This is a genomic window from Brevundimonas sp. EAKA (assembly GCF_000698025.1).
Classification (GTDB): Bacteria; Pseudomonadota; Alphaproteobacteria; order Caulobacterales; family Caulobacteraceae; genus Brevundimonas; species Brevundimonas mediterranea_A.
This window is the reverse complement of record NZ_JMQR01000096.1, coordinates 1-11,630: the sequence shown is the minus strand read 5'-3', so window position 1 is coordinate 11,630 and position 11,630 is coordinate 1. Positions and strand designations below refer to the sequence as shown.

Below are 11,630 nucleotides of genomic sequence, written 5' to 3'. Positions count from 1 at the left end.
CCTCTGCGTCCCCGTCTCGCCGCCCCGGCGCCGCACGGCGCGCCGCCGCCGGCCGACGTCTGGCGCGTGGATCCCGCCAATCGGTCCGGGGCCATGGCGCGGTCGCTGCGCCAGGGCCTGCCCGGCTGCGCCTCGCCCGACCTGTTGAACGACGCCGAACGTCGCCATTGCCGTGACGCGTTCGCCCGGCGCGGCGAGAACGCCGCCCCGATCACCGGCTCAGGCAATCCCCAGCGCGACGCCGCCTTCGCCCGCGAGGGCGCTCGCCGTCTGGCGGAATGGGAAGCCAAGCGTCGCCCCCTGTCCGGCGGCGTCGGCGTGGTCGGCCCGGCGGACTGCCCAGGATCCAACTTCGGTACAGGCTGCGCCGGGGCGCAATTGCCCGACGTACCGGGCGTGGACATGCGCCAGGGCGCAGAGACGACGATCAACCGGGGCGAACGCCGCCCTCAGGGCCTTTCGGCTAGCATCGGCGGTCTGCAGATCGGCGGGAAGGACGAATAGAAAAAAGGGCGGCGCCGTCGCCGGCGCCGCCCTCTTCATTTCATCACATCCGAACCCGGAGATCAGCCTTCGCTGCTCTCCAGCTCCAGTTGCAGATCGGCCGGCAACGGCTCGATCGCGTCTTCGCGGGCTTGCGTCAGCTCGGCGTCGCGATCGTTGGCGATCTTCTGCAGGGCCCGCAGATAGGCGCCCGTACCGGCCGGGATCAGGCGGCCGACGATGACGTTTTCCTTCAGGCCTTCCAGCATGTCCTTCTTGCCGTGGACCGAGGCGTCGGTGAGGACGCGGGTGGTCTCCTGGAAGGACGCCGCCGAGATGAAGCTGCGGGTCTGCAGCGACGCCTTGGTGATGCCCAGCAGGACGGGCTGGGTGGTGGCCTGACGGCCGCCGCGCTTCTCGACCTTCAGGTTTTCCAGAACGGCTTCGGCCACTTCGACGGTGTCGCCGCGGATCAGGGTGGTTTCACCCGAATCCAGGACTTCGACCTTCTGCAGCATCTGACGGACGATGACCTCGATGTGCTTGTCGTTAATCGGCACGCCTTGCAGTCGGTAGACCTCCTGCACTTCGTTCACCAGATACTCGGCCAGAGCCTCGACGCCCTGGATGCGCAGCAGATCGTGCGGATCCGGGTTGCCGTCGATGATGTAGTCGCCCTTCTGGATCAGATCGCCGTCGTGGACGGAGATGTGCTTGCCCTTCGGGATCAGGAACTCGACCGGTTCGCCCTGCACGCCGTCGGCGTTGACTTCCGGCGTGATCTTGATGCGGCGCTTGTTCTTGTAGTCGCGACCGAATTCGACGCGACCATCCATCTCGGCGATGACCGCGCAGTCCTTGGGACGGCGGGCTTCGAACAGTTCGGCGACGCGCGGCAGACCGCCGGTGATGTCGCGGGTCTTGGCGCCTTCGGTCGGGACGCGGGCGATGATCTCGCCCGGCTTGACCTCGTCGCCGTTCGACACGGACAGAACCGCGCCCACGGGCAGCAGGTAACGGGCGTCAGAGCCCGAGGCCAGCTTGGCGTAGGCGTCGCCCAGGGTGACACCCATGGCCGGACGCAGGTCCGAACCCCGCGGGCTGGCGCGCCAGTCGCTGACGACGCGCTGGGCGATGCCCGTCGCTTCGTCGGTTTCTTCCTTGACCGACAGGCCTTCGACCAGATCCTCGAAGCGGATCAGGCCGCCGACTTCCGTCAGGATCGGGGTGGTGTAGGGGTCCCACTCGGCCAGACGTTGGTTCTTCTTGACCTCGCTGCCTTCCTTGACCCGGATCCGAGCGCCGTAAGGCGCCTTGTGGGTCTCGCGGTCCTTGCCGTCCACGACCACGGTCACGATGACGTTGCGGCTCATCGCCACCAGGTCGCCGTGGGCGGCGGTGACGGTCGGGCCGGTGATCTTGGCCACGCCGGCGTTGGTCGCCTCCATGAAGGAGGTTTCCGCCACCTGCGCCGTACCGCCGATGTGGAAGGTCCGCATCGTCAGCTGGGTGCCCGGCTCGCCGATGGACTGGGCGGCGATGACGCCGACCGCTTCGCCGATATTGACATTGGTGCCGCGCGCCAGGTCACGCCCGTAGCAGTGGGCGCAGATGCCGGCTTCCGCCTCGCAGGTCAGGGCCGAACGGACCTTGACCGACTGAACGCCGGCGGCGTCGACCGCCTCGACCACTTCTTCCACCAGATAGGTGTCGGCGGGGAACAGGACGGTGTCCGTGCCCGGCTCCTTGATGTCCTCGGCCGCATAGCGACCCAGGATGCGGGCGCCCAGCGAGACCAGGACGTCGCCGCCTTCCATGACCGCGCGCAGGGTGATCCCGCGCGTCGAGCCGCAGTCGTCCTCGGTGACGATCGAGTCCTGCGCCACGTCCACCAGACGACGGGTCAGATAACCCGAGTTGGCGGTCTTCAGCGCGGTGTCGGCCAGACCCTTACGGGCGCCGTGGGTGGAGTTGAAGTATTCAAGGACGGTCAGGCCTTCCTTGAAGTTCGAGGTGATCGGCGTCTCGATGATCTCGCCGGAGGGCTTGGCCATCAGGCCGCGCATGCCGCCCAGTTGCTTCATCTGCGCCTGCGAACCCCGGGCGCCGGAGTTGGCCATCATGAAGACCGAGTTGATGTCGGGGTTTTCACCCTCGATCAGCACGCGCGGCTGCGCGATCTCGCCCATCATGGCGTCGGCGATCCGGTCCGTGGCCTTGGCCCAGGCGTCGACGACCTTGTTGTACTTCTCGCCGCGCGTGATCAGGCCGTCGGCGTACTGTTGCTCGTACTCCTCCACCTGGGTGCGGGTTTCGGCGACCAGTTCGGCCTTCTTCGCCGGGATGACGATGTCGTCCTTGCCAAACGAAATGCCGGCCTTGGCGGCTTCGCGGAAGCCCAGGCCCATCATCTGGTCGGCGAAGATCACCGTCGCCTTCTGACCGCAGTGGCGATAGACCACGTCGATCAGATTGCCGATTTCCTTCTTGGTCAGGTTCTTCTCGAGCAGGCGATAGCCGACGTTCGGGTTGCGCGGCAGCAGGGCGCCCAGCTTCATCCGGCCCGGCGTGGTGTCGATGACCTTGGTCACCTCCTTGCCTTCGGCGTCCTGTTCCGTCCAGCGCGCCTTGATGCGGCTGTGCAGGGTCACGACCTTGGCGTCCAGCGCCGCGTCGATCTCGCCCATATTGGCGAACAGCTTGCCTTCACCCGGCTCGCCGTCCTTGACCAGCGACAGGTAGTACAGACCCAGGACGATGTCCTGCGACGGCACGATGATCGGCTTGCCGTTGGCGGGCGACAGGATGTTGTTGGTCGACATCATCAGGACGCGCGCTTCCAGCTGGGCCTCGAGGCTCAGCGGGACGTGCACAGCCATCTGGTCGCCGTCGAAGTCGGCGTTGAACGCCGTACAGACCAGCGGGTGCAGGCGGATGGCCTTGCCCTCGATCAGCTTGGGTTCGAACGCCTGGATGCCCAGACGGTGAAGCGTCGGCGCGCGGTTCAGCAGGACCGGGTGTTCGCGGATGACCTCGTCCAGGATGTCCCAGACGGCGGGCTGTTCGCGCTCGACCATGCGCTTGGACTGTTTGACGGTGCCCGACAGGCCCTTGGCGTCAAGGCGCGCGTAGATGAACGGCTTGAACAGCTCCAGCGCCATCTTCTTGGGCAGGCCGCACTCGTGCAGCTTCAGCTCGGGACCGACGGTGATGACCGAACGGCCCGAATAGTCGACGCGCTTGCCCAGAAGGTTCTGACGGAAGCGGCCTTGCTTGCCCTTCAGCATGTCGGCCAGCGACTTCAGCGGACGCTTGTTGGCGCCCGTGATGACGCGACCGCGACGGCCGTTGTCGAACAGCGCATCGACGGACTCTTGCAGCATCCGCTTTTCGTTACGGATGATGATGTCCGGCGCCCGCAGCTCCATGAGGCGCTTCAGGCGGTTGTTCCGGTTGATGACGCGGCGATACAGGTCGTTCAGGTCGGAGGTCGCGAAACGACCGCCGTCCAGCGGCACCAGCGGACGCAGTTCCGGCGGGATGACCGGCACGATGGTCAGGATCATCCACTCGGGCTTGTTGCCCGATTCCAGGAAGGCCTCGATCAGCTTCAGGCGCTTGGACGCCTTCTTGGCCTTCATTTCCGACGGGCTGTCGGCCAGTTCGCCGCGGTGCTTTTCAGCCTCGGCGTGCAGGTCGATGCCCATCAGCAGGTTGCGGACGGCCTCGGCGCCGATCTCGGCGGTGAAGCCGTCATCGCCGAACTCTTCCTGGTAGCGATAGAATTCGTCTTCCGTCAGCAGCTGGTTCTGCTTCAGCGGGGTCAGGCCCGGCTCGGTGACGATGTAGTTCTCGAAATACAGGACGCGCTCGACGTCCTTCAGCGCCATGTCCAGCATCAGCGAGATGCGCGACGGCAGCGACTTCAGGAACCAGATGTGGGCGACCGGGGCGGCCAGGTCGATGTGACCCATGCGCTCGCGGCGAACGCGGGCCAGGGTGACTTCGACGCCGCACTTCTCGCAGATGATGCCCTTGTACTTCATGCGCTTGTACTTGCCGCACAGGCATTCGTAGTCCTTGGTCGGGCCAAAGATACGGGCGCAGAACAGGCCGTCACGCTCGGGCTTGAACGTGCGGTAGTTGATGGTTTCCGGCTTCTTGATCTCGCCGAACGACCACGAGCGGATCTTCTCCGGCGAGGCCAGGGCGATCTTGATCTGGTCGAAGGTCGGGGTGACCGGGACCGGGTTGAAGATGTTCAGGACTTCCTGGTTCATCTTGGTTCCTTGCTGCGGCTAGAGCCGCGAAAATTATTCAGAGGGAGAACAGCGCCGTGATTGGTGATTGGTGAGTCGTGACGGGCGTCGGCCCAGTCACGACTCACGCGTCACGCCTCACGAATTCTCCAGCTCCACGTTCAGACCCAGCGAACGCATTTCCTTGATGAGCACGTTGAAGCTCTCGGGAATGCCGGCCTCGAAGCTGTCGTCGCCGCGGACGATGGCCTCGTAGACCTTGGTCCGGCCGGCCACGTCGTCGGACTTCACCGTCAGCATCTCCTGCAGGGTGTAGGCGGCGCCGTAGGCTTCCAGAGCCCAGACCTCCATTTCCCCGAAGCGCTGACCGCCGAACTGCGCCTTGCCGCCCAGCGGCTGCTGGGTGACGAGCGAGTACGGGCCGATGGAGCGGGCGTGGATCTTGTCGTCGACCAGGTGGTGCAGCTTCAGCATATAGATGTAGCCGACCGTGACCGGACGCTTGAACTGCTCACCGGTCTGACCGTCGTACAGGATCGACTGGGCCGACTTGTTCAGCCCCGCCTCTTCCAGCAGGCGTTCGATGTCGCCGATGTGCGCACCGTCGAAGACCGGGGTCGCGAAGGGCACGCCCTTGGACAGGTTCTTCGCCAGTTCGATCAGCTCTTCCTCATCCTGCGGCAGCGGGGTTTCCGGGCCGTAGATATGCGTCAGACGATCGATCAGGGCCTGCTTCTGACCACCCTGCTGCCAGGCTTCCAGCAGACCGGAGATCTGCTTGCCCAGGCCGGCGGCGGCCCAACCCAGGTGGGTTTCGAAGATCTGGCCGATGTTCATGCGCGAAGGCACGCCCAGCGGGTTCAGAACGACGTCCACGTGGGTGCCGTCTTCCAGGTGCGGCATGTCCTCGATCGGCAGGATCTTGGAGATGACGCCCTTGTTGCCGTGACGGCCGGCCATCTTGTCGCCGGGCTGAAGCTTGCGCTTCACGGCCACGAAGACCTTGACCATCTTCATCACGCCGGGGGGCAGTTCGTCGCCGCGTTGCAGCTTCTCGACCTTGTCTTCGAAACGACGGTCCAGTTGCTTACGCGCATCCTCGAACTGGCGCTTCATCGCCTCCAGCTCGCCCATGGCCTTCTCGTCGTCCAGGGCGATCTGCCACCACAGACCACGGCTGACCTCGGCCAGCTTCTCTTCGGTCAGTTCGCCGCGGCCGATGCCCTTCGGGCCCGAGACGGCGTTCTTGCCCAGGATCAGCGGCTTCAGGCGGCCATAGACGTTGCGCTCAAGGATCTTGAGCTCATCGTCGCGGTCCTTGCCCAAGCGTTCGATCTCGGCGCGTTCGATCGCCATGGCGCGCTCGTCCTTGTCCACGCCGTGACGGTTGAAGACGCGAACGTCAACGATCGTGCCGGCGACGCCGGGCGGCAGGCGCAGGGAGGTGTCACGGACGTCCGAAGCCTTCTCGCCGAAGATGGCGCGCAGCAGCTTCTCTTCCGGGGTCATCGGGCTTTCGCCCTTCGGCGTCACCTTGCCGACCAGGATGTCGCCCGGCTGGACCTCGGCGCCGATGGCCACGATGCCTGCTTCGTCGAGGTTGCGCAGGGCTTCCTCGCCGACGTTGGGGATGTCGCGGGTGATTTCCTCCGGGCCCAACTTCGTATCACGCGCCATCACTTCGAATTCCTCGAGGTGGATGGAGGTGAAGACGTCGTCGCGCACGATGCGCTCCGAGATCAGGATGGAGTCTTCGAAGTTGTAGCCGTTCCAGGGCATGAAGGCGACGAGGGCGTTGCGGCCCAGGGCCAGTTCGCCCAGGTCCGTCGAGGGGCCGTCGGCGATGACGTCGCCGGCCTTGACCTGATCGCCCACGCGCACGATCGGGCGCTGGTTGATGCAGGTCGACTGGTTCGAACGCTGGAACTTCGACAGGCGGTAGATGTCGACGCCCGAACGGGCGGCGTCCACGTCGCCGGTGGCGCGCACGACGATCCGGGTGCCGTCGATCTGTTCGACGACGCCTTCACGACGGGCGACCACGACGGCGCCGGAGTCCACGGCCACGACCGCTTCCATGCCGGTGCCGACCAGCGGCGCGTCCGACTGCACCAAAGGCACGGCCTGACGTTGCATGTTCGCGCCCATCAGTGCGCGGTTGGCGTCATCGTTTTCCAGGAAGGGGATCAGGGCGGCGGCGACCGAAACGACCTGCTTCGGCGACACGTCCATCATGTCCACGGCGTCGCGGTTCAGCAGCTGGGATTCGCCGTTGATCCGGCCGGGGACCAGGTCCTCGACGATGCTGCCGTTCTTCAGTTCGATGTTGGCCTGGGCGATCGTGTATTTCGACTCTTCCATGGCCGAGATGTAGACCACCTCGTTCTGGGCCACGCCGTCCTTCACGCGACGGTACGGGCTCTCGATGAAGCCGTACTTGTTGACGCGCGCGTGGGTGGCCAGCGAGTTGATCAGGCCGATGTTCGGGCCTTCCGGCGTTTCGATCGGGCAGATGCGGCCGTAGTGGGTCGGGTGAACGTCGCGGACTTCGAAGCCCGCGCGCTCGCGCGTCAGACCGCCCGGGCCAAGCGCCGAAAGGCGACGCTTGTGGGTGATTTCCGACAGCGGGTTCGTCTGGTCCATGAACTGCGACAGCTGCGACGAACCGAAGAACTCGCGAACCGCAGCGGCGGCCGGCTTGGCGTTGATCAGGTCGTGCGGCATGACCGTGTCGATATCGACCGAGGACATGCGCTCCTTGATGGCGCGCTCCATCCGCAGCAGGCCGACGCGGTACTGGTTTTCCAGCAGTTCGCCGACCGAACGGACCCGGCGGTTGCCCAGGTTGTCGATGTCGTCGATCTCGCCGCGGCCGTCCTTCAGGCCGACCAGGATCTGCAGCACCTTCAGCACGTCGTCCTTGCGCAGGACGCGGATCTCGTCGGAAACCTCGGGGGTCTCCAGGCGCATGTTCATCTTGACCCGGCCGACGGCCGACAGGTCATAGCGTTCGCTGTCGAAGAACAGCGAGTTGAACATGTTGTCGGCGGCTTCCGGGGTGGGCGGCTCGCCCGGACGCATCACGCGATAGACGTCGAACAGGGCGTCCTCGCGGGTGTCGTTCTTGTCGATGCGCAGGGTGTTGCGCATGTAGGCGCCGACCGTGACGTGGTCGATGTCCAGCACCTCGATGGTGGTGAAGCCGTTTTGCTCCAGCACTTCGATGGTCGGGGCGTCCAGCTCGTCGCCGGCCTCGGCGAAGATCTCGCCGGTTTCGAAGTTGACGGCGTCATTGGCCAGATACTTGGTGACCAGAGCGTCGGCGGCCAGCGACAGCGAGGTCGTGGTGTCGCCCAGCTTCTTGGCGGCGCGGGCGCTGATCTTCTGGCCGGCCTGGGCGATCACTTCGCCGGTGTCGGCGTCGACCAGATCGAACTCCGGCTTCACACCGCGCCAGCGCTCGGCCTTGTACGGCGTGACCCAGCCCTCGCCGCGCTTCTCGTAAGGCACGGTCTCGTAGAAGGTCTTCAGGATTTCTTCGCCGTCCATGCCCAGACCCATCAGGAAGGTCGTGGCCGGCAGCTTGCGGCGGCGGTCGATGCGGACGTAGACCACGTCCTTGGCGTCGAACTCGAAGTCGAGCCACGAACCGCGGTACGGGATCACGCGGGCGGCGAACAGCAGCTTGCCCGAGCTGTGCGTCTTGCCCTTGTCGTGGTCGAAGAAGACGCCCGGCGAACGGTGCATCTGCGAGACGATCACGCGCTCGGTGCCGTTGACGATGAAGGTGCCCTTGTCCGTCATGAGCGGGATGTCGCCCATGTAGACGTCCTGCTCCTTGATGTCCTTGACCGAACGGGCTCCCGTTTCCTCGTCGGTCTCGAACACGATCAGCCGCAGCTTGACCTTCAGCGGCGCGGCATAGGTCATGTCGCGCTGGATGCACTCTTCAACGTCGTACTTCGGATCCTCGAACTCGTACGAGACGTATTCCAGGATGGCGCGTTCGTTGAAGTCCTTGATCGGGAACACCGACTTGAAGACCGCCTCGATGCCCTGCTCCTTGCGCTGGCCCGGACGGACCTCGCGTTGCAGGAACTGTTCGTAGGAGGCGCGCTGGACCTCGATCAGGTTCGGCATCGCGACCGCTTCGGGGATGCGCCCGAAGGATTTGCGGATGCGCTTCTTGCCGGTGAACGAAGTGGCGGAAGCGATCTGACCGTTGATGGCGAGATCGTGGGCGACGTCAGTCATTTAGTGTTTCCCATGGCGCGCAATCCGGGGAAATCGCGCGTGAAATGCAGCAGCCACGGCGCGCGTTTTAAGCGTCCGCAGCCAGGTTTTCGGCGTCCACCCTCGGCCCGCTGCCGGGCCAGGACGCCTGAAATGTACCGGCTCCCTGGGGAAGGAGCCGCGCCTTCGCTCCGGTCGGAGGGCGACGGACCGGGCCTCGGCGCTTGCGCGCAGACTCTTTAGGAGTGTTGCGGAACGCGGACATATACTCGCTTCCACGGCGAAATAAAGACCTGGGTCGCAGTTTTTCGGGAACCAGACGACGGCATGGAGAAACCGGCGCCTACGCACCCGATTGACAACCCCGGCGACCTCCGCATGATCGTTCCAGGGGAGCGCGAAACATGCACCGACGCCTTACGATCCTGGCCGCCGCCGTTCTGCTGTCCGGCTGTCTGTCGATGAACGTCCCGGAGGACGCCTTCTTCTATCCCGACACCCGGCTGGCCGCCGAGAAGATCACCCTGCCCGCCGACATCCCCATGGGTTTTGAGGCCGACGTCCTCAGCCTTCCCTATTCGGGCGGAACCGTGGGCGTCACCCGCGTTCGGACCGGTCGCGCCGACGCGCCCCTGATCCTGTTCTGCGGCGGCAATCTCTTCCGGCGCAGCGCCGGCGCGGGCAGGACCGCCGCCAAGCTGGCGCCGTTCGGCGACGCCCTGATGTTCGACTATCCCGGCTATGGCGGCACGGCGGGCCAGGCGGACTACGCGAGCTTTATGGCCGCCGGCACGGCCGTCGCCGACGCCGCCCGCGCCCAGGCCGACGCCGAGGGCCGCAAGCTGATCGCCTGGGGCCATTCCCTGGGCGGCCCCGTCTGCGCCCAGGCCGCTCAATATATGCCCGCCGACGCCCTGGTGCTGGAGACGACGACCCCCAGCACCCGCGCCGCCGTGGACACCATGGTCGGCTGGGCGCGCCCCTTCGTACGGATCCACATCGCCCCCAATCTGAACGACATCGACATCCCGGCCGCGCTTCAGGGCTACTCCGGCAAGGTGGTGGTGCTGGAGGCGGGCCGCGACGACACCCTGCCGGCGTCGCTCAGTCGCCGCCTGGCCCGAGAACTTGAGGCCGAAGGCGTCAAGGTCGAGCACCTCAGCTTCCCTCAGGCCGGCCACAACGACGTCGGCGAACAGCCCGACTTCCAGACCAGGGTCGCGGCGGCGCTAGGCCTGTGAACCCTCTCCCGCCGGGAGAGGGCTTGAGCGCACGAGAGCGTCAGCGATCGTCCTTAGCGCGAAAGGGTGAGGGGCAAGATGGTGCGAGTTGGCCCACCGGCGCCCCCTCATCCGGCCCTTCGGGCCACCTTCTCCCAACGGGAGAAGGGAAAATCCCTCTGCCGCACAGCGTGACACCCTGCTAGCGTCGCCTTATGACTCGCATCGCCCTCCCCCTGCTCGCCGCTCTCTCGCTCGCCGCCTGCGCCTCGCGCGGCCAGCCCGTCACCTACGCCGAGACCGCCTCGGCCGCCGCCCGCGCCGCCGCCGAGGTGGAGGGTCAGGCCTCTCTGACGCCGCAACAGGCCTGGGACGCGGGCAACACCGCCTATCTGGCCTGGAACGGCGCCCGGCGCGGCTGGACCACGACCGAAAGCGGCCTGCAGTACCGTCGCGTCGGCAAGGCTCATCCCGAGGGCGCCCAGCCGTCGGCCACCGACACGGTCAAGGTCCACTATCGCGGCACCTTCATCGACGGACGCGAGTTCGACAGCTCCTACGCCCGCAACGCGCCGGCCGAGTTCCCGCTGAACCGCGTCATCAAGGGCTGGACCGAGGGCGTCGCCCTGATGCGCGTGGGCGAGATCTATGAGTTCGTCATCCCCGCCTCGCTCGGCTACGGCGGCCGCTGGGTCGGCGGCGACGAACTGCCGCCCAACTCGACCCTGCGCTTCTCGGTCGAACTTCTGGACGTGAAGCCGGCGGCCTGATCGGACAATCCCCTCATGGCTCCGCTTCGTTCCGACACCCTCGCCTCGGCCCTGTCGCGCATCTTCGAGGGGCCGATGATCGATCGGGCCAGTTGGTTCGCCCTGACCGGGGGCGAGCGGCTGTTCACGGCGGGGGATCCGTCAGACACCCTGTATCTGGTCCGTTCGGGCCGTCTGGGCGTCTTCCACAGCGAACCGGATCAGCCCGTCCATCTGCTCGGCGTCGTGCGTCCCGGCGAGCCGGTCGGTGAAATGGCCATGCTGGCGGGGACGCCGCACACCGCCGACGTCGTGGCCCTGCGCGACACCGAAATCCTGGCCCTGCCGCGCGAAGCCTTCTTCGAGGCCGCCCGGACCGAGCCGGACCTGATGGTCGAACTGTCGCGGCTGATGATCCACCGCGCCCGCGAGCGGGCGGGCGGCGCGGCCGAACCCAGCGTCTTCGGCTTCGTCTCGGCCCGCCCCCGTCCGATCCGCGCCTTCGTCGAACGGATCGCCGCCGCGATCCAGGCCATGGGCTTCACCTGCCGGGTCATCGACCAGTCGGCCCTGACCTCGGCCGCCGAATGGTTCAGCCGGGTCGAGGACGGCCACGACTATGTCCTCTATGTCGCCGAACAGGGCCAGCCGGCCTGGGCCGAACTGTGCGCCCGCCAGGTGGACCG

Annotated in this window: 6 protein-coding genes; 4 read left to right on the top strand and 2 right to left on the bottom strand. The window is 66.2% G+C overall.

The genetic code is table 11. The features are described from left to right. Positions 1-504, top strand: a 504-nt coding sequence (locus ER13_RS18700) for a hypothetical protein (RefSeq protein WP_035309769.1), incomplete at its 5' end; no start/stop codon positions are given. A 62-nt stretch (positions 505-566) separates the two neighbouring features. On the opposite strand, the gene rpoC is transcribed toward ER13_RS18700, so the two are convergent. Beyond that, a complete protein-coding gene (rpoC, locus tag ER13_RS12765; protein WP_008263311.1) occupies positions 567-4,763 on the bottom strand; it encodes a DNA-directed RNA polymerase subunit beta' in 4,197 nt (1,398 codons plus the stop codon). A 117-nt stretch (positions 4,764-4,880) separates the two neighbouring features. Continuing rightward, positions 4,881-8,996: a DNA-directed RNA polymerase subunit beta gene (rpoB, locus tag ER13_RS12760; protein WP_008260904.1), complete on the bottom strand. Its 4,116-nt coding sequence runs from the start codon at positions 8,994-8,996 to the stop codon at positions 4,881-4,883. A gap of 383 nt (positions 8,997-9,379) precedes the next feature. On the opposite strand from rpoB, the gene ER13_RS12755 reads away from it, so the two are divergent. The 3 genes from ER13_RS12755 to ER13_RS12745 all read left to right on the top strand — a co-directional run. Then, a complete protein-coding gene (locus ER13_RS12755) occupies positions 9,380-10,216 on the top strand; it encodes an alpha/beta hydrolase (protein WP_035309766.1) in 837 nt (278 codons plus the stop codon). A 194-nt stretch (positions 10,217-10,410) separates the two neighbouring features. Beyond that, on the top strand, positions 10,411-10,965 hold the full coding sequence (locus tag ER13_RS12750; RefSeq protein ID WP_008259539.1) for an FKBP-type peptidyl-prolyl cis-trans isomerase: 555 nt from the start codon (positions 10,411-10,413) through the stop codon (positions 10,963-10,965). Positions 10,966-10,980: 15 nt separating this feature from the next. Beyond that, positions 10,981-11,630: cyclic nucleotide-binding domain-containing protein (locus ER13_RS12745; RefSeq protein ID WP_035309765.1), on the top strand; the 650-nt coding region annotated here is incomplete at its 3' end.